We start from the raw sequence: 19826 nt of genomic DNA, 5'->3' as shown, positions 1-19826 counted from the left end.
TCTAACTTGTAATGATTGGCCTACACTGAAAAAGCGTTGAACCAAGCCTACCACCTACTCGTTTTGTGCTTTTCTTAGTATTTTAAAAATTCGGCTAATTGTGATTTCAGACAAGTTCCATTCGTAACCGTCAAAGTCAGTGGTATTGATAAATTGGACGACCACGGTATCGAGGTCTTTGTCATATTCTGCAAGGCTCTGGTAACCGATAACCAAGCCTCCATGCTCGAACACATAAGGGTAAAGTTCCGCTTCGCCTTCATTGAAAATAGCGCCGTTGTTTAGCGCTCGTAAGAACTTACCCACATCTTCTGCTGTCGCTAGCATACCGTAGTCGCGCGCCTTAACATCTTCCTTGTAACCAACGTAATAGCCGCTCATCACGTCGTCTTTATTGACTTCGCTCAATGAAAAATAGGTGTTGTTCAATTCGAGCGGAAGTAAAATGTTTTGCTTAACGTACTCGTGGTGATTGTACCCCAAAACCTTATCCATAATATTGCGAAGCAACAGATAGTTCGTGTTGGAATACTCATATCCATCACCGGGCTCAAAACTCGCCGGAAGATCTAGCGCAAAGTCGAGCGCTCGCTTGCTGTTTTCCGGTTCGTTATCCCAGTAGGCGGCATTATCGGTAAAGTTAGGGATCCCTGACTTATGCTGCACCATCATTTTAAGCGTTATTTTTTCTGAATGCTCAATTCTGTCTTTGAGTTCGGGTAAATGATCAATAAGTAAATCGTGTAGGGATAGTCGCTGTTCTCGCGCCATTTTCGTGATAGCCACAGCGGTGTACAGCTTACTGATACTGGCAATTTTAAACAAAGAGTCGGGGGCAGCGGGTATTTTGTTATCTCTATCTTTCCAGCCTGCTGTGAAGAAAGCTGGAGGTTTTCCCGCCTTATCCACGTAAACAATTATGCCGTCAAAGCCATGGCTAATTGCCTCATCAACTTGTTCTTGCACTGTGTGTGGCAAAGGTAGGATCCAGGCTTTAACCAATATCCACGGAACGAAAAACAAGGAAACAATAGTACTGACTAGCAGAAGAAACCTGATGATGGTTTTTCTTCGGTTCTTCGTCATTTTACCTTGCCCTTAAAGCTCATCTTGTAACACTACCACTAGGTGTACGCCAACTTATTGCAACCGTAAATACGATTGTAGCTTAAGCGGCTTTCGAAAATGAAACTTACTCATGGTACTTTCGAATTACAGCAATCTTACCGTTCTCAATTTCTAGTACTTCCATCATTACTTGACTGTATTCAATAGGCTGATTGTTTTGCGGATGCACGCCCTTGGCATAATTCTTATACCTGATAGCAATAGCAGAATGATTAAATGTAAAAACATCTAACAGCTCAGCACTATATTCTGTGTGTGCGCCTAAATAGAATGTCATGCCCTCTCTCATTTGCTCCTTACCGTCAGGTAATCGCGTATCGTCTATCACCCATGGCAAATGTGAATGACCAACATCATCCGCGAGTAAACTCAGGTGATTTTCAAGCTCAACTTTTGTAGCGCCAGGGGCCTGAGTAGCAACCATTGTGTCGAAATACCGTTGGGCAAGCTGCTTAAGATCTAATTTAATATCTTCAGCCGATACCGTAGCTGACACTAGAAGTGATAATGCAAGAAGTAGATTTTTTTTCACTAGAAACTCCGTTTCACCTATTTCATATATTAACGAATTTGCCTAACTTGTCTCGGTCGGGACATTTTGCGTAATCATCTTTTTATGACCATGGTAGCTATCATAAAACTGCTTATGTGCCGCATAAGAAAATGTATCGTTTCTTTCTGAATATTGCCCAATCCAATCAATAAGCATTGCTAAGTTGTCATCTTGGGCTTGCTTTGTTTTGTATTTATGGAGCTCCCAAGGTCTCGCCTTTGCGTTTGAAATGCAGGTTTCAATGGATAAGTTCATAAATATAATTTCAGTAGACTGCTGTTCAACAGTTTTTAGTAAGTCTGTATAGCAGCCTTCAATTACCCATTTGTAGTTAGAAGAAATAAAAGCCTTTATCTCTTCTTCAGACTCATCAATAGGCTTTCTCTCAGGTGGGCTAGTAGGTTTCCACGCTAATGTATCTAGATCTAAATGAGCCAAACCTTGTGTTTTGCATAAGTGCTGTGCCAGCGTAGATTTTCCAGAACCAGAGTTTCCAAATATTAAAATTTTTGCCAAAACCACCCTCCTTAAATCAACTAATAAAATGCTGAACTAACAATGCGTTTTAAACGACCTGTAACAGTCCACGGCAACGTAGCCAGAAACTACCAAAAGGCCATTAAAAGTGCACTAGCGCTTAAAGTTTTGACTGTGAAGAACCCCAACCGCGTTAACTTGTTAAGTGCGATGTAAATAATTATTAAGCTCATCGACTAACTCAAGTGCTTCGCTTTTCGTTAAGTAAGGTACTTTTATCGTTCTGGCCCAAAAGAAACTTTTACCTGTTTTAGAACTCACCTCTGAAAAAGGCATAGCCAATAACGTGTTATCGTTTCGGTTTGGGATGGGAGTTAAAAACTCTACGTCTCGATACAATGTTTCACTGTCTGGCGCTTTAACCTCACCTTTCACTTTTGCAGCAGCTATCAAGCCACACCATTTGTGGGAAAAGAAAACAATGTCGCCTATATGAACATGGTGAACAAACCTTTTGGCGTCTCCATACGCCTCCAGACGACTATTATCCATCATCGACCAAATAGAGTCCTCATTCCAACTGCGATTTGTATCAAATAATACACCTTTTACATCACTTGGGTTTTTGTGCTTATCATAGGGAAGCGCAAAGAACTCAAAGTACTTTTCGCCAGCAAGTTCATAAATTCTATAGGGCAAGAAATCGATGGATATACCACTTTTCTTCCAGTAGTCGACGGAAGATATTAATGAGTCATCCGCTGCACTGCCGATAACTAATAAGTGCTGTTTATTATTAATTTCTTTAGGCTCTAATTTGTGCTCAAGACTAAAAGCTTCTCTGTGTGCTTCAACTAGCGACATGTCGCCTTTGCTATATTCTTTGAACTTATTTTCTAATTTTTGATAGCTCCATTGACCAGCATCTTGCGCATATCTCAGCGCTTGATGAACGGCATCTTTCCCGGCAGATGCACGCTTTAGCTCGAATATAACTAATTCGCCACTTTCATTCAGTGCATATATGTCAGCTTCTGCCTGCCATTGTCGTTCTTGAAACACCGCAACAATCTAGCGTCTTCAAATAAGACGTCTAAAATACTGTTCGCAATTAAGTTTTCTAGATCTTTCTCTAATTTTCCAAAGCTAGAAAAGTCTTTGAACTCTACGGGTTCTAACTTTTCAAATACTTCTGCTTGTTCTTCTATTTTGTAGAGCATGCTTTGCATTCCTTTAAGTGAATAACAGGTAACAGCTTTGATACAGCCTTCTGCGGCTGCATCAAAGCTGCGATGTTAATTGACTCGTTGTATCTTACTTAACAGCCACTTGATAACTTCAGCTTTACCTACAGGAGAGTAGCGACTTAAATGAGGTAGGCCTTTATGCTTCATGACTACTATAGAGAACGCTTCCTGGTTCCTCTAGATATTCAGACAGCGCTTGTTTAGCAATAATAGGTATTTCATTTTTGGTCATTTTTGCCTCGAAAAAAATAGAAAAATTTAAGCAGTACAAAAAAGCTATCGCAGCACATTCTTCTTCGCTCCAACTAACTAGTCACACGGTTATCGTATGTCTTTATATTCAATTTTAGTTGCTGCGAATATGTTTTGAGTTTTGCCGCGTTGCCACTTGGTATTAAAGACAAGACGAACGTGTCTGATCCATCGTCAATGCCAATAATTTCTAACCCCATGCTTTTTGCACAGGTTGAGAATAAAAAGCCAGATTCACTAGATTCTAAGTAGTAAGATATATTGAACTGAGTTTGCATCATATCGTCCGCCAGCTGTCTCGATATGCTGCAAGTAGAAAGTGCATTTTTAGATAAATCGTTTAATAAATCGAAGACATGTTGCGCATCCTCTCTCCAATCTACAACCACCACACGGTTGATGCTTTTTAGACCTTCTATAATTACAAATGTAAGGTCAAATGAATTTTCAAAGGCTCCATCAAATCCGCTTTCTTCTAGTCCGTCTTTGTGTTTTAGTTTGTATGCTTTCTTATCAGAAAGGTAAAGTTGAACGTCATTTACAACAGTTTGATTGCCATTGCCGATTATCTTCGCTAGTGCAATTTCTGGGGAGTGGTTTTTCGGCTGATTTTCATTACAGCCTATTACAACAAGAGCAGTTATAACTATCAGTAATCTCTTCATCATTCCTTGATTCCAACTTGGTTTTATCCACTACAGTGGGCTTCCATATATAGCGGATACCGACGTAAAAATAACTAGTTAGACAGACCCATAATGTAGACCCTTTTAGACAAAGATGCCTGTCTCGTTTAGTCGATGATTCTCTTTAAAGGTGCGAACCCCGTATTCTCTCAGAGTGTAATATAAAGTGCCTGTTCTTTAGTTAGTTTTGCGGGATATTAATCTCTGCGGTCATGTAGTCCACGTTGCTCCCTGATAGGAATACTCTATTACCTTTGACTTCACATTCTACGCTGCCCGACCGCTTAGACAGCTGTCGAGCACTAAGCTTATTGCGACCGAGACGGCTAGCCCAGTATGGCGCAAGTTCACAATGGGCAGACCCTGTGACCGGATCTTCGTTCACTCTAAGCTTAGGAAAGAAACAGCGGCTAACAAAATCGACCTCTTGTCCCGGGGCAGTTACAACCACACCCCGTAGCCCAAGCTCTTTGAGTTTTTCAAAATCCGGTTTTAGTGATTTTATTTCTTCTTCAGAATCAAAAACAACGAGATAGTCGAACCCGGATAGTACTTCCTTCGGGGCTTTGCTGAGCGCATTAACTAGCGCTGAAGGTGCTTCAGTGTTGATAAGCGATGCAGCCGGAAAATCCATACTAAAACCCGTGCCACTTCGCGTGACAGTAAGCGGCCCACTGCGGGTATGGAAAACTACTTCCTGCTTGGCGTAGTTTAGATGAGTGTAGAGTACATGAGCCGCAGCAAGTGTCGCATGCCCACAAAGATCAACTTCATCTGCTGGTGTAAACCACCTCAATTCATAGGCGTTCCCCATCGGAACGAAAAATGCGGTTTCAGAGAGGTTATTTTCTTCAGCAATGGCCTGCAACAAACTATCATCAAGCCAAGCTTCTAATGGGCATACGGCAGCCGGATTACCTTCAAAAACATGGTTTGCAAAAGCATCAACCTGAAACATCTTAAGCTTCATCTATCTTCCTTTTGTATGCTGAAAACCCAACGCTCAGCAATTATGGCTATTCAAGTGCTGGTACGTATCGTTAGGCCTCTTTTCGTCTTTTAATTGAAAACAAGCTGAACCAAAATGCCCCTTCTACAACGAGCCCCAAAATAATGAACAGGAATACACCTGACTGAACTCCCATACTGTAAGATGTTATAGCTGTGACTAGAAGAGCCAGAGCAATCAGAATTCGATAAATACCTTTCATTTAAACTCTTCTTTTAAATGCTTAATAAGAAAGCACAAAGATGCCTGTCTTGTTAAGTCGAGACTAATTCAACTAATGAGCAGTTTGATGACTACAGAAGTCCAAGATGCTTGTAAAAACCAGTAGCATCAATTTAGCTCCAAGCGATAAAACCAGTATTAGTTGCAATAGTAACTCCTTTATGCACTTAATGTAGGCAAGTTTTAACTTTTCAAATTTACTAATCCATCATACAAATCTTATTTTGGTCTAAAGTCAGGTGCAGCTCTGCAAAGCTCGTCATATATATCTTCATCACCACGCGTTCTTTCAGATGCTTGTAAGATCACGCCATGTAGTTGGGAACGAAGCTCATCCCATCTTGTATCAAGTACTTGCCAATTATATTCATCGTAAGTGCCTTTAAAAATCACAGGTTTAACTTCGATGAATGGCAGAACACCACCTTGTTTTTGAAAAGCTTCGAATTCTTTTTGCCACCTTGAGCCAAGGCGGTCAACACGCCCTATTTGCTGCTCGACCACGCCTGGGTTCCACTCAGGATGAAGTAAGTACACGACTCTGCATGCTTGATGTAAGTTTAGTCCTTCACGGCCCACTGCCGATTGGGCAACTATCACTTTGGGAAAGCTATTTTGACGATTAAAACCTAACTGCATAACTCTCCTACTATGCGCTTCTGTACCGCCGTACATCAGGCGCGCCAAGCCTCCTCTAATATGAGTAAATTCAGCTGAAACGCGCTTGGATATGATTGGCCACAGCCCTTTGGCTTCATCCATATCCAACTCGCCATCACCATTCTGGTCGCCTTCGTTTTTGGCTGTCAGCACATTCATTAAATCTCTAAAGCCTTGAGCAATTTCAAATGACGAAAACTCAAAACCTTCTTTATCTATTAATTCAAATATTGCATTTGCAAAGTCAGTTAAGTTGGTTTGTTTTTCTGGCTCTTTTGATTTTAATGAGAATTTAAATGCTTCAAATAAAGCTAAGGTTCTTGAATCAAAAACTTCAGCTTTAACTGATTCAATATTTTTAATTAGCGTATTTTTGGCCTTATCCAGTTTGTTAGTGTGTACTTTATATTGCCCAGCCAGCCTATCGTTTACCTCATTAATACTCCACTCAATATTTAGTTGATAAAGCGCTGCTTTAACTGCCAATTCCTCAGATTCTGCACTATTATCTGTGGTTTCATGGATTTTACTTTGAGGCCAATAACGCTTTTTCTGAAGAGACCTAAGCATTTCTCTAGCATTTAGCAGGTTAACTAAAGCCCGCATTGGTTTTGTCATCTTGCCAAATACAAGCGCTTTTTGGCCCTTCGATAAATCACTTTCTATCTCATCAATTACTTTTAAAATAGCTGGATGGCTATAAAGTGACTCCTCTCCTGATTGAAACGAGTTGGCAATGATTGAATGCCACCACTGAGCTCTTTGTTCTTTTTTACTGGGCAAATTAACGTCTTCTGTTTCGAACGCATCGTCATCTTCTGAAGCATTAATGGCTTTATCAATTATTCCCGCAATGCCGTGACCATTCGCTAAAGTAAGTCTTGCTCTTTTGGATGTTGAATCTGTCTGCATACTCGATGCTGCGGAAAGTCCTTCAACGGCGCAGACAATTTTTTTCCACTCGCTTGTAAGCTCAGATACTTCTATATTTACTGGTATATGCCGACGATAAGCGTTTATAGGTAAACCAGAAGCTCTATGAAACGCTTTGATAGTTTCATCTTGACGTTTGTCTCTTCTAAATAAGTAAGGCGCTAGTGCCTTCTGAAACTGATTTGAGATGTCTTTGAATTGTTGTCTGATTATTGGGTCTGAACGCCAAGTTTTCTTGAACTTTGAAACAACCTGAGCATAATTTTTGACGACCTCTAGAATCTCATCACGTTTTTCTTTTGGTAGCTCAATTCTGCTGAGCATGTCATCCCATTGACCAACACCCAATTCGACAGGGGTTGCTGTCATAGCAAGGTTGCGGGCTTCCTCGGCTTTTAATACGATATTATTTAATATCGTATTAAGGCTGCTGGTTTCATCTCTGCTTTTATGCGCTTCATCTATGACGACTAAATCAAAAGCGCCCAAGCCTAACCCTACTGTTTTTTCGAGTAAATTTCTGTATTCACTACCCGCATAGAAAACATCTCCCTCAAAACCACTCATTCCCCACTTGAAGCTTATTACTATGTCACTTAGGGTTTTGTTAATAATATGCTTTTGGGGTAGTTTTCTTGCATGATTAACTATATTTTTGGCACATATCTCGGCCTCCCAAGACACTAAGTCTGTGCGCTTATGATAACCTCTTGGTACACTTCCATTATGAAGTTTATGGTATTGACCATAGACCTCAGGCAATAAAGCCCAACGTTCTGCTTTAGAACCGATTCCTAGGCGCCAATTTGCAAAGTTATGTGAAAGCAGAATTACGGGCTCATCTGCCCACGGCTCAGCGGTATCCTCATCGCTATAAGCATCTAGAAACCCCCAAAGACTTCGTATTACTGATTTTGGCTTAAGGTCTTTATCTCTCTCTTCTAGCTCGCTTTGCCATTGAAACCCCAAGGTTGTCGGAACAACGACCAATACTCGTCCACCAGATTGTTTTACAGCATGAATAAGCTCAACGGCAATACGGGTTTTACCCATACCGACTTCATCCGCAATGATTGCACCTGAGGTTGGCAATGTTTTAATTAGATTGCGAACACTGTACTTTTGCCCAGAATTTAACCTTTCATTTGTACTTAAAGAGTCAGAAATGATGTTTGCTACTTGCTCCCAACCTTTGAATTTCATCACTACTCTCCTAATTTTGCTAATGCTGCCAACCCTAATTTTAGTTCGAGTCGTTTCAGCACTTCTTCATAATAAGCACCTAATTCAGTTGCGTTTGATTCAGCAAAGTCTGGCCTAAAGGGAGGCTGCCATAATGGTGAGATTGGATTGATTGCTATGTTTTTGAAGAAAGTAAAAGCTGAACTGCTCTTTAATTGAGAAAATGTTTGCTCTAAACGAGTACACCATTGTATCCAGTCTTTTTCTGATACTTCAGTTTGCTTTTCTGCGATAAGCTCAATCAAAACCATCATTGTGTTAATTGAGTAGCGCTTATCGACTTCAACATCCATTTCAGCGCCCTTAACTTGTCCATCATCAGATGCCCCATCGCCTTCGTCGCCCTCGTATCCCTCAGTTTCAAAGCTTGGTAGAAGTGGAAAAGCACTAAACATATACCAAGCATCATCAAGGGCTAATTCGGGGAGTTCAGTCGCGGCAACCCGGCCATATTGATCAATAACAGGAATGTCCTCAGTATGAACAGTGCTATTATTGCACCATGAAACCGTGAGTTGCCTAGGCGGCTTTCCAAACCATAGTAAACATGCTTCTGATTTGATTGTTAGCTTATCTGCACCAGCGTTGACAACTGTAAAAGCATCAGTAAATGGGGTATTGGGTACTAAAGCGTATTTATCGTGTTCTAACTCTTCGAGTACAAAGTAGGAGATTGGTAGAGATATATGCTCTGCCTCATGCTCAGGCATTTCACTACCTCCACTTAGTTGTGATGTGTCGGTTAACGCATAATCACTATCAAAGCAAAGGGGTAATTTTAAACTTAAAGCCGTTTCTGGGTTTTCTTCCCCAACCCAAGTAATACCTTTAGCTTCAAATACTACTCCCGCTTCTATGTTACCACCGAATTTTGACGCCTTTTTTGTAAAGCCTGGGCCAGTTAAATTACCCGACCCTAAATACACCCATGCACTTTTGCATTCATCTGTGGTTTCGGATGACTTGGCAGAAAAAATAAACTTTGCATGCAAGCTTCGCTGCATTTTCCCACCCTGATATAAAGGGTCATATGCTTTTAATACTTGCCAATTATTATCTTTTAAACTGTTTAAGCTACTGGCAATAGACTGACACCCATGCTGATTGACAATAATATTTTTGTCAGCATTTTTTGAGAGCAAGCTTTCATCAATTAAACGCAGATGAAGGGAGTTAATGACACTTGGAACAGCATCACTAGAGCCGCCCTCGTAAAAGCCAGATCCTAAAGACAAATAGTCTCGCTTCTTTTCACTACAGTGGTGTTTTACCAAAGCAGGTAACTGGTCTAAAAGCGATGCTGAACGGTTGTCGAAAAAACGAGGCTTTATACTATCTTCTACAACTACTTCGTCAAATAGCTTATGGAACCTTGCATATTGAGTATGTGTATAAGATTTCAGTTTACTGGCTCCGCTGTCAGTCAAAATAGCCGTATCAAAATGTCTAAGAATGTCATAAAAAAAATGATAAGCAGCGAGAATGTCTGCTTTACCTTGCTCATCCTTATTACCAGGCACCACATCAATCGACCACACAAGATCGAGGCTGTCTTCAAGTGTTTGCCTCGTCCAATTACCTGTTGAAACAATTAAACGTATAAATTGTTCTTCACTCTCAATGGCTTTAAAAGTAAGTAAAGCGACTTTGCTATGTAGTAATTTAAACTGTTTAGTTGTGTCGTGTTTAAATGCAAGGTGCAACAAGCCTGGGCATGCAATAGGCGATATTTGGACATGATTAGGATCAAGCATTAATGTAAGGCTTATCCCCCCTTGATAGGACCTCTGCCCTTTCATATTCAAAGTGAATTTTTCTAACGCATCATTAAAAAACTCGGCATCAGCTGAATAACCGGCCACTAAGCCGAATTCCCCTTTAAATCCTCTAGGAGGGATAAAGTAGCTTGCTAAAGATGGGGCTAATTTTCTACTCATCTCTATGTCCTTCTAGACCAAGTCACTTTTCTGGTTTATTTTCAAAATCTTGATTTAGAACGTACATATTCAAAACGCGAAAAGAAATACCTTTCGGAAATAATGAATCATCCTCGATATCGTCATAATTGACAGGCTCTGGTTTGCCAAATGCCGCAGCAGGTAAAATTTGCTCACCTCTACACCGAAGAACAACTTCATCTCGCTCTAATAAAAATTTAATTATGTCTGTATCGTTTTTTTGCAAGCATTGTTTAGCAAAGTAAGTCGCTTCATTTGATGCACTAGGGTCATGTTTTAGATTTAGGAAAGCGTTTGCCGCTTCTTTTAGCATACGCACTGCATCATGTATGCTGTGCGATAATGCTTGTGTGAGTTCGAGTCTTGGCGGGTTAAGCGACGTTATTTCTGCCTCAATTACATTAAGCAAATCTAAAGACTTATTTCTTAAAGAAAAAAAGAAAGCGCCACTTTTTAAATCATCGAAATGCGCTTGTTCAATGAATGGAGGTTTTGACCAATTTACGTAACGGTGAAGGTTTTTAGACTTTACCCAATCAAGTACGCCTTTTCTTCGACGTACACTTTCATTGTCACCTGACAATAGAGCTTGAATGAAAACATGTAAAGCATGCTGCTCTAAACGATCCAGAGGTGACAATACAAAGCGCAATTCTTTGTAGCTGTTGGTGTTGGAAGAAGGCAGTTTTATTTCATTTTTTACCCATCGAGCTAAAAACTCAGAAATACTTAATCTATTACATTTGATATCTGCACAAGCTGCAACAACAAAGTCGTTACCTTGCTGATTTAAACTAAAACTATTGAACCTCTCACCTTTTGAGTCTACAAACCCTAAGCTAGGTAACGCCTGTACCGTGCGCATACGCATTGGCTGAATGACATAAAAGTTGCTACCGCTGAATATTTTATAGGTTAAAAATGGTTGGTTACTTAGTTTTGTTCTACCGCGTAACCGATCGTTTGCCTCCCAATTAGTTGCGCTATAAGCTAAGTAACAAGCAAGTGCTTCAATAGCATTTGTTACTTCAATATTTGTAACTTTTTTACCAGAATCTCTTACTTTATTGGCAACATCAACACCTAAACAGGCTAAGAAAACAGATTTTGCGTACTTAACACCTCCTAATCCTGGTACTGCTAAGTCATTAAAGTTACGAACAATTGAACTTAAACGCAATGTTCGCGTTCTCCTTTGAGAAACGACCTTTTCTGGTCCCATTAGCCCCCAATCCATAAATATTTTCCACTTATTAGATTTTTATCATTCTTTATTGATAACTAAATACGAACAAGGCTTTTACAAGTATGCTTATAAAAGAGAATAAATATATATGGTACAAGACTTTAAGCAACAAAAGAATGAAGAGAACTATCACACAATACGTTATATCTAGATGCGGGAAATTCCTCATTCATAAACTTTTGTAAACGTATTGAACACAAACGTAAGGGTCATGAAAATAAACAATGAATAAACAAGACAGGTGTATCTAGCAAGATTGAAACTGTCCCCTCGTACACTTTCTTTAATCTAAATCCCCATTCAAACTGCTAATCGATTTAATCAAAGTTGGACAGTCACAATGCCTAAAGCCCGAAAGTCACAAATTAGTTTATCGGATACGCCCTATTATCACTGTATTTCCCGCTGTGTTCGTCGTGCTTTCTTGTGTGGCGAGGAAAACGGTAAAAGCTTCGAACATCGTCGCCAATGGGTAGAAGACCGTATTCATGTTTTGAGTGAGGTGTTCGCCATTGATGTATGTGCTTATGCGGTAATGAGTAATCATTCGCACCTGGTATTACACGTAAACAAAGAGAAAGCAGACGCACTGAGTACAGAAGACGTGATTCAACGTTGGCATAAACTGTACAATGGCACATTACTCTCGCAGCGCTACATGTCACCAGATTCACGTAAAGATTTACATGAAATTCAAATTAAAGCGGTAGAGTTAACGGCTGAAGTATGGCGTAAAAGGCTATTTGATATCAGCTGGTTTATGCGTGCACTGAATGAATACATTGCTAGGGCGGCTAATAAAGAAGACGACTGCACAGGGCATTTTTGGGAAGGACGGTTTAAATCTCAAGCGCTATTAGATGAGTCAGCCCTTGCCGCCTGTATGGCTTATGTTGATTTAAACCCAATACGAGCAAAGATGGCCAAAACTCCTGAGGCATCGGACCATACCAGTATTAAATACCGTATTAACGCAGCCAGGCTGGGCAAAACACCTAAAAGACTTATGCCTTTTGTAGGCAATCCAAGACAAGAGATGCCACACGGTTTACCTTTTACTCTTCCAGACTACTTACAGCTTGTAGATATAACCAGCCGATATATTCACCCAAACAAGCGTGGCAAGGTTCAACATAACCTACCCCCTATTTTAGAGCGTCTCAATATTGAACACGAACATTGGATAACATTAACCACGCAATTTGAAACCTGCTTTAAGCACGCCGCCGGCAAAGTAATTCACCTAGAGCTATACGCGCAGAATCAACATCAGCAACGGGTTCAGTGCCGACACAGTGCGATGCGATTACTCGGTTAATTTTGCAGTTTAATTGAGAGTAAGACAGGCACTATATGTATACATCTCTACATAACAATTCCGGGCTTGTTAAGAACCTATTTTTTGCAATGCGCATCCCTATGCGTATACTTAATATGTAGAACAATTTGGAGTGATAGCATGCAAGATTTATATGACATCCATGCCCCAAAAAAAGCGACTAATTTAAGCTTAAACAGCGATTTATTACAAAAAGCTAGAGACTTAAAAGTTAACCTGTCTGCAACCTTAGAACAGGCACTTAAAGACAAGTTGAAAAGTGTTGAAGATGAAAGGTGGAAAAAAGAAAACAAAGCTGCCATAGCTGCGTACAACGAGTTTGTTGCTGAGAAAGGCAGTATAGGTGATGAGTACAGGAACTTCTAATGGCACAGTTTGATGTTTACAGAAACCCAAGCTCAAAAACTAATAAAGCTTACCCCTTTCTTGTAGATGTTCAAAACTCTGTAATTGACCAATTAGCAACAAGGTTAGTTGTACCGCTGACAAAGAATACGACTAAAAATAATCTTTATATGAAAAATCTTACGCCGGAGATAGAATTCGAAGGCGAGACGTATCTATTCCTGGCTCAACAACTGAGTTCCATACCCGAAGATGTGCTCAAGGACTGCATCGGTTCTTTAGAACAATCCCGGGAGTTGCTAATAGGTGCAATAGACTTTGCTATTACTGGAATATAGCCTTCGATTTCAGACTCCGCCATGTGGACATGACAACTGGCGTCAGGCGATGAGTCGTTTTATTATCGAGTTCGAGGAACGCCTCGAAAAGCATATTAACTAATGGCAGTTACACAGAATCTGTTACAGGCTCAGCTCAGGCGACAACTACCTTGAAAAACGCCGTCCTTGGCTTCCCAGTCTGTTATGGGATGCAGATCAATTAGCCTAAAAACATGCCTGTCTTATTTAGTCCTGGATGCAGATCAATTAGCCTAAAAACATGCCTGTCTTATTTAGTCCTGGTGAAGTTGGCGACTTTTTTGGAACAAAAAAGGTGACAGCTTTACCAAGTCAGTGTGATTTGACTTGTTAAGCCTGACTATCCTCTGGAGTATATTTGACCTTTGAATTTTTAATCTGATCAAAAGCAACTTCTACAGCTAATCCTGCTACTAACCCTGCCATTAAGAGAAATCCAATTATTGGTCTCATATTATCTGGTACTCCATTGTCTTCTAGTATCAGTTTCATTGATTCACTTAAAGTTGCCAATTGCGATAAGAAAAACGTTATCCCCATTGCCAGACCTGCCACACCACCAAGCGCAATATTGGGCATAATGTCAGAGGTCAGCTTACGTACCCGGCCAAGTAAATGCCTTGTAAAGGCACCGGATATACCAGCAAGCAATGGGACCAAGAGGAAGCAAATAGCATATGTTCTAGCTGAATCCACTTCAAAAAAGGCTAATACAGTTAATAGCGCGGAGAAGAAGAAAGGAATAAAAGACAGCATTGCTTGGGATAATTTATTTTGTTTACTTTTCTCAACTTTGAACTGTAATCCTTCTGGGGTAGCACCCTCTGATTTCAAAACACGTGAGACATACTCATTCACAAGCTGGTCACAATCTCTCCATTGAAATTCATTCTTAATTGAATAGTGTGCACAAACAGCTGAAAAAAGCGCATCACCTGCACCTAACTCTGACTTTATGCCAGATGCATTATAGGGGATAGATCTATAGTTCTCATCCGAGTTTTGACTATAGACAGTAAAACCATTCTTTCCATGAGTTACCACCACTGTTTTGGAACGAAGTTTAGTGCAGATATATCTAGAATTCTCGATAAATTCATGCTTAATAATCTTCTTTAGTTCTTTCTCATTTAATGAAACAAACCTAAATATTTCACTTTTTTCTTCAGGAAAAAAGTCAATAAGCCTATGACATTTGCTATCAGATACATTGCATGCAAATATGCTTGTGTTTTTCTCTCTACATATTTCGACAACAGTCTCAAGCTGATTTGTTGATAAGTTGGTGTCAACCACAACAAATGAATGAGATGAAATTGCTTTTGTTAGAGCTTTCCTCACATTCTCGTCAAATGCTTTTTCCTGTATAGCCATACACGAAACGGCAGATATTAATTGTCCCTCAGATTGATGCGAAACATAACCACTTTCACTTAGATCAGAGTCTTGTTGAACAAACTGTGTCTCGATATTAGCAGCTGAAATTGCAGATTTAATAACATCGCCACTAACAGAGTTATCCTTTACAAAAGTAAAAAGAGATACGCGATGATCCTTATATGCCAAATTAGCCGCTATATTATAGGCAGCTCCACCAACCGAAAATTTTAGGTCACCCTCTTTATCAGCATTCGATTCGTTACTCTTTTCATAACTTGCAACTATATCAAGATGGACAGAGCCAATTATCAGTATTTTTTGTTTCAATGCCTTACTCCATCGAATAAAGGTGTACGTCTAAAACTACAGACGCTTAACTTTCCAATAGTGGGCGCAGACATGTGGGGCATAATGGCGAAGCCGCCCTACGTGTCTGCGTGCCAGCGAGCCTGCGCGCGGCTTAATGTGTTATGTGACTACCTAATAAAACTACGGAACATATACCATGCCAAACTCATATTTGTAGCCTGAAACTTTGGGATAAACTCGACCTTTCAGAACGAGATCACTAACATTTTCTTCTACAGTACATAAATCGATGATTAAATCCCAATAATTACCCTGCCATTGATAGCATGAACGTTCCCAACATTCCGTAGATAACGCCTTTAGACAAAAACCATATTCAAGAACATTTTCTCGATTAAACTTGGCCATATCACTAGATTGAAGAGCGATGTATTCAGAGACATTGTGGAGTTCGAAATTATCTTTGGTTAATTGAATAACCACTTCGCAAATGGAGTCTTTCCATACGTCCGGTATCGAATATTCCTTTTCCAAATCTTTTAAAGGCAAATACATTCTTCGTCATCCTTGAGTCACATAACGCCGCATTCAGCGGCTTGTCCGCTGCAATGATTTGTTAGCCATAGCATCTGCAGCAAAATCTGATCGATTAAAAACTTCTCCATGTAAGATAATATGGTGGATATTGCTCCAAGCGTCCACGGTAGTTAAAGGGTTTTGTTTTAGCAAAAGTAAATTTGCAACCTTACCAACTTCAACCGTTCCGTAATCTTCATCAATATTAAATTGTCGCGCATTATTAATGGTCGCAGCTGCGAGTATTGCAGCTAAAGATACGCCAGCGTCTGCCATTGCTTTCATCTCAAGGAAAGTGGTTAAACCCGGTTGGTTGGAAAAACTAGGACTTCCAGGAAAATCAGAACCTAACAACAGCGGATAGTCTGCCTCGGTGAGGATTTTTAAAATTTTGTTACCTTTCCCCACCCGATCTTTTAAAAAGATTCGAGCAATAACCTCGTCGGGTAGTCCGTCAAATCCTGTCCGTAATTCTTCTTTAAACCATTGTGCCGAAGGTTGCTTATACCATTCAATTAATTCTTCGGGCGTTACCTTACTAAATTCAGAAACACCATGAGAGTTATGCAACATAAGTTCACCTAGTCCGGCAATTACCCTTTGGGTTGGCATGTACCCAGTGCTTTTGCTCATTAACTGGTTAAGCACGCCATGCATTGGTTTGGATACTTCAGTTTCACGCGAAAACTCCCCCCAATTCCAGAGCCCGTGCGCAATTACATCCACCTCTGCATCAATAGCTCTTTGATACATATCCAATGCATTGGCATGCGCTACCAGAGGTAGTTTATGTTTTGATGCAGATTTTCGAATACGTTTCAGGGTATCGTCAGACAATAACGGCCACTGACTTTCATCGCCATAGCCATCTTCAAAGTATATTTTTATGCAAGATGCGCCGGATTCAGCAATACGTTTCCCAATTAGTTCAGGAGAGTTTTGCGCTGTCTCAGCAACGTCCTGTTCAACGATATAGGAAAACATGGATTTCGACAGCTCATCATTTTTTTCTACCAAAGGAAACGTTGAGCGTGAGGTAATGACTTCGCAACGATAGTAATCAGGATGTATTTCAGAAGCAGTAAATTTCTTCCATTCAAGCCCTGGGTTTGGGTCGACGACCTGTGTTATACCGTAGTACAAGAAGCTGTAGGGTTGCTGTTTATAGTATTCTTGAGCAAGTGCGTCATTCTTTTGCGCCACAGGCTCGACGCCAAATCCCATGCCAGGAATAGATGAAACATGAACATGGCTATCCATTATTCCGGGGGCTAGGTATAAAGCAGTCCCGTCTATTACCTGAACATCAAATGTTTTTTCTATCTTAGATGACGAAACTGTTTTTATCCGTCCATCAGAAATAAGAACATGCGCCTTTTGTAATGGCTCCTGAAGGTGCGATGATACGACAGTCACATTTTCAATCAGCAAACTCTCTTTTGCAAAAGTAGGATAATGTAGAAACAGAATCGCAATGAGCAGATGTTTAAGCATAACTTTCCTTGTTGTTGTGATCTGGCTAGACACAATGACTCCCTGTAAAAGTGCTAGCCCCCGCATTTTCGTGGTTTAACTTATTCAGCCACCGGAGCGCCGGCCAGAGTCCATTATTAGTTTGTTCAATACTAAATCAATTTGGAGACTAGGATAAACAAACATAGCATGATTTTCATAGGGTTGGATACGCATAAAGAGTTTCACGAACTTACTTATTGTGAAGAGCAACGTGGAGCGACGCCCGCTCATTATGGCCGCATCCCCTCGTCTAAGGTCAGTGTAAAATACACAAATATGCTTATCTTATCTAGTCTATTTACAGCTTGTGGATATACCCAGCCGATATATTCACCCAAACAAGCGCGGCAAGGTTCAACATAACCTCCCCCCTATTTTAGAGCGTCTCAATATTGAACAAGAACATTGGATAACTTTAACCACGCAGTTTGAAACCTGCTTTAAGCACGCCGCCGGCAAAGTGACTCACCTAGAGCAATATGTGCACAATCAACATCAGCAAAGGGTTCTGGCCCGACAAAGTGCAATGCGATTACTTGGTTAACTTTGCAGTTTAATAGAGAGTAAAACAGGCACTCTAAGTATACTTCTCTACATAACAATTCTGGGATTGTTAAGAACCTATTTTTTGCAATGCGCATCCCTATGCGTATATTTAATACGTAGAACAGTTTGGAGTGATAGCATGCAAGACTTATATGACATCAATGCCCCAAAGAAAGCGACTAATTTAAGCTTAAACAGCGATTTATTACAAAAAGCTAGAGACTTAAAAGTTAACCTGTCCGCAACCTTGGAACAGGCACTTAAAGACAAGTTGAAAAGTGTTGAAGAAGAAAGGTGGAAAAAAGAAAACATAGTTGCCATAGCTGCGTATAACGAGTTTGTTGCTGAGAACGGCTGTATAGGTGATGAGTACAGGAACTTCTAAAGGCACAGTTTGATATTTACAGAAACCCGAGCTCAAAAACAAATAAAGCTTATCCTTTCCTTGTAGATATTCAGAACTATGTAATTGACCAATTAGCAACAAGGTTAGTTGTACCGCTGACAAAGAATAAGACTAGAAATAGTCTTTACATGAAAAACCTAACGCCGGAGATAGAATTCGAAGGCGAGTTATACCTATTCCTGACTCAACAACTGAGTTCCATACCCGAAGATGTGCTAAAGGACTGCATCGGTTCTTTGGACCAATCCCGGGAATTGCTAATAAGTGCAATAGACTTTGCTATTACTGGAATATAGCTTTCAATAACAACTCAGATAGGTGGGTATACATAAACATGCCTGTCTAGAAGAGAAATATGCCTGTCTTGTTTAGTCTTTGCCTTTGTAGTTATTCCGGGAGGACAGCCGATTGCTGCGGGGTTAGCTGGTGCAAGCCTTGCTTTGGGAGCAGGCAGTGTTGCTGTAGACTATTACACAAGTGTGAATCTCAATGAGGCTGCGGCAGCTGGTTCGGCACACGCTTTTGCTGTTGAAAGGGTACAAAATGCAATTGTACCAGCGCTACCTCTCCCTTATAGAGGTCCTGCTGTCATAGGTTTTGATGCATGCGATAGGGTGACATCGGAAATGTTTGGCCTTGCTTCGAGCGAATGAAAATGAAAGAAAATCCATATAGAAACAAAAATATAATCCCTACATACACATTTTATTCTGCCGCAGTATGGCCTGCCTTGATTAATCAGTATGGATTTTATTTTTTTGGGGAGAAAAATTGGATAGTTGCAGCAACATTACTTGTCATAGGTTGTGTTTCTCTGTTTACCTCAGATGAATATAAATTAATAAAATTAGATGAGGCAACTAGAAGAAATGTTTTGACATTCTACGGAGTAGTTTGCACGCTATCCTTTATATTAGGCGTTATCGGTGCCCTTCCTATTTTGGTACTTACTTCGTTTTCCAGTTTATTGTGGGCAAAGTACTTATTATCTCGCTACCGTAAAATAAGCGGGGAGGAACCAGAAACGAACTAGTTAACATTGATCTAACTTCTTTGAAACCAAACCCGCTCCGGCGGGTTTGGCATTCAATAATCGAGGGTTGTTACCGTCTCCGCGATCGACGCTCAGAAAATTGTTGTAGCGCTACCTAAGCCATCTCACCAAATTTCATTTCAAGCACAACTTGCATAAGCCGTGCTCTATTCGAAGGAGTGTGGAAATAGCTTTTAGGCGTTTTTGATTCCAGAATGGGGGTTTTGGTATTTAGCCATTCTTCTCTGAGCACGACTACAAATATGCCTGTCTTATTTAATTCAGAAAAGTAAAGACATGAGCCGACGAGCCTGTAACAGATTCTGTGTAACTGCCATTAGTTAATGTGCTTTTCGAGTCGTTCCTCGAACTCGATAATAAAACGACTCATCGCCTGACGCCAGT

The 19826-nt window shown here is 40.3% G+C and carries 20 protein-coding genes and 1 pseudogene; 8 read left to right on the top strand and 13 right to left on the bottom strand.

Annotated features, from left to right (window positions below; all coding sequences use genetic code 11):
• Positions 1–54: 54 nt before the first annotated feature.
• The 10 genes from MHM99_RS14300 to MHM99_RS14255 all read right to left on the bottom strand — a co-directional run bounded on the left by MHM99_RS14300 (position 55) and on the right by MHM99_RS14255 (position 11604).
• The gene (locus tag MHM99_RS14300; RefSeq protein ID WP_239219916.1) at positions 55–1086 is read right to left on the bottom strand and encodes a serine hydrolase domain-containing protein; all 1032 of its coding nucleotides are present in this window, start codon (positions 1084–1086) and stop codon (positions 55–57) included.
• A 106-nt stretch (positions 1087–1192) separates the two neighbouring features.
• Positions 1193–1660, bottom strand: coding sequence for a nuclear transport factor 2 family protein (locus MHM99_RS14295; protein ID WP_239219914.1), 468 nt, complete (start codon positions 1658–1660; stop codon positions 1193–1195).
• A 42-nt stretch (positions 1661–1702) separates the two neighbouring features.
• On the bottom strand, positions 1703–2197 hold the full coding sequence (locus MHM99_RS14290; protein ID WP_239219912.1) for an AAA family ATPase: 495 nt from the start codon (positions 2195–2197) through the stop codon (positions 1703–1705).
• Between the two features lie 162 nt (positions 2198–2359).
• Positions 2360–3220, bottom strand: coding sequence for a hypothetical protein (locus MHM99_RS14285; protein WP_239219910.1), 861 nt, complete (start codon positions 3218–3220; stop codon positions 2360–2362).
• Complete coding sequence (locus tag MHM99_RS14280; RefSeq protein WP_239219908.1) at positions 3172–3378, bottom strand: hypothetical protein; 207 nt, start codon at positions 3376–3378, stop codon at positions 3172–3174. The genes MHM99_RS14285 and MHM99_RS14280 overlap by 49 nt, the downstream gene beginning before the upstream one ends.
• 332 nt (positions 3379–3710) lie before the next feature.
• Positions 3711–4325, bottom strand: a complete 615-nt coding sequence (locus MHM99_RS14275) for a hypothetical protein (RefSeq protein WP_239219906.1) — start codon at positions 4323–4325, stop codon at positions 3711–3713.
• 199 nt (positions 4326–4524) lie between these two features.
• Positions 4525–5313, bottom strand: coding sequence for a PhzF family phenazine biosynthesis protein (locus tag MHM99_RS14270; RefSeq protein ID WP_131136450.1), 789 nt, complete (start codon positions 5311–5313; stop codon positions 4525–4527).
• A gap of 480 nt (positions 5314–5793) precedes the next feature.
• Positions 5794–8370, bottom strand: coding sequence for a DEAD/DEAH box helicase family protein (locus MHM99_RS14265; RefSeq protein WP_239219905.1), 2577 nt, complete (start codon positions 8368–8370; stop codon positions 5794–5796).
• Positions 8371–8372: 2 nt separating this feature from the next.
• The gene (locus MHM99_RS14260) at positions 8373–10346 is read right to left on the bottom strand and encodes a hypothetical protein (RefSeq protein ID WP_239219903.1); all 1974 of its coding nucleotides are present in this window, start codon (positions 10344–10346) and stop codon (positions 8373–8375) included.
• 22 nt (positions 10347–10368) lie between these two features.
• Positions 10369–11604 carry a hypothetical protein gene (locus MHM99_RS14255; protein ID WP_239219901.1) on the bottom strand — a complete coding sequence of 412 codons (1236 nt, stop codon included), beginning with the start codon at positions 11602–11604 and terminating at the stop codon, positions 10369–10371.
• A 349-nt stretch (positions 11605–11953) separates the two neighbouring features.
• Here MHM99_RS14255 and MHM99_RS14250 point away from each other — a divergent pair, with 349 nt between their 5' ends.
• The 3 genes from MHM99_RS14250 (at position 11954) to MHM99_RS14240 (ending at position 13635) form a co-directional block, all read left to right on the top strand.
• Positions 11954–12931 (top strand): transposase, encoded by a 978-nt coding sequence (locus MHM99_RS14250; protein ID WP_239219899.1) that lies wholly within the window; start codon positions 11954–11956, stop codon positions 12929–12931.
• A 141-nt stretch (positions 12932–13072) separates the two neighbouring features.
• The gene (locus MHM99_RS14245; protein ID WP_239219897.1) at positions 13073–13318 is read left to right on the top strand and encodes a type II toxin-antitoxin system CcdA family antitoxin; all 246 of its coding nucleotides are present in this window, start codon (positions 13073–13075) and stop codon (positions 13316–13318) included.
• On the top strand, positions 13318–13635 hold the full coding sequence (locus MHM99_RS14240) for a CcdB family protein (protein WP_239219895.1): 318 nt from the start codon (positions 13318–13320) through the stop codon (positions 13633–13635). The genes MHM99_RS14245 and MHM99_RS14240 overlap by 1 nt, the downstream gene beginning before the upstream one ends.
• 351 nt (positions 13636–13986) lie before the next feature.
• Here MHM99_RS14240 and MHM99_RS14235 read toward each other — a convergent pair whose 3' ends face one another.
• The 3 genes from MHM99_RS14235 to MHM99_RS14225 all read right to left on the bottom strand — a co-directional run bounded on the left by MHM99_RS14235 (position 13987) and on the right by MHM99_RS14225 (position 17448).
• Positions 13987–15363: a PfkB family carbohydrate kinase gene (locus MHM99_RS14235; protein WP_239219893.1), complete on the bottom strand. Its 1377-nt coding sequence runs from the start codon at positions 15361–15363 to the stop codon at positions 13987–13989.
• Positions 15364–15525: 162 nt separating this feature from the next.
• Positions 15526–15900, bottom strand: coding sequence for a hypothetical protein (locus MHM99_RS14230; protein ID WP_239219891.1), 375 nt, complete (start codon positions 15898–15900; stop codon positions 15526–15528).
• A gap of 33 nt (positions 15901–15933) precedes the next feature.
• On the bottom strand, positions 15934–17448 hold the full coding sequence (locus MHM99_RS14225) for an amidohydrolase family protein (RefSeq protein ID WP_239219889.1): 1515 nt from the start codon (positions 17446–17448) through the stop codon (positions 15934–15936).
• 120 nt (positions 17449–17568) lie between these two features.
• Here MHM99_RS14225 and MHM99_RS21395 point away from each other — a divergent pair.
• From MHM99_RS21395 to MHM99_RS14200, 5 genes and pseudogenes are all read left to right on the top strand, one after another.
• Positions 17569–17700 (top strand): annotated as a pseudogene (locus tag MHM99_RS21395) (IS110 family transposase); the annotation flags it as partial.
• Positions 17701–17743: 43 nt separating this feature from the next.
• A complete protein-coding gene (locus MHM99_RS14215) occupies positions 17744–17980 on the top strand; it encodes a hypothetical protein (protein ID WP_239219962.1) in 237 nt (78 codons plus the stop codon).
• A 141-nt stretch (positions 17981–18121) separates the two neighbouring features.
• Complete coding sequence (locus MHM99_RS14210; protein WP_239219887.1) at positions 18122–18367, top strand: type II toxin-antitoxin system CcdA family antitoxin; 246 nt, start codon at positions 18122–18124, stop codon at positions 18365–18367.
• A gap of 14 nt (positions 18368–18381) precedes the next feature.
• Positions 18382–18684: a CcdB family protein gene (locus MHM99_RS14205; RefSeq protein WP_239219960.1), complete on the top strand. Its 303-nt coding sequence runs from the start codon at positions 18382–18384 to the stop codon at positions 18682–18684.
• A gap of 359 nt (positions 18685–19043) precedes the next feature.
• Positions 19044–19421 (top strand): hypothetical protein, encoded by a 378-nt coding sequence (locus tag MHM99_RS14200; protein WP_239219885.1) that lies wholly within the window; start codon positions 19044–19046, stop codon positions 19419–19421.
• Positions 19422–19826: the final 405 nt, after the last annotated feature.

The organism is Alteromonas sp. MmMcT2-2, from assembly GCF_022348305.1.
Classification (GTDB): Bacteria; Pseudomonadota; Gammaproteobacteria; order Enterobacterales; family Alteromonadaceae; genus Alteromonas; species Alteromonas macleodii.
Note: the sequence above shows the minus strand (reverse complement) of the source record. Positions and strands in the feature narration are given on the sequence as shown.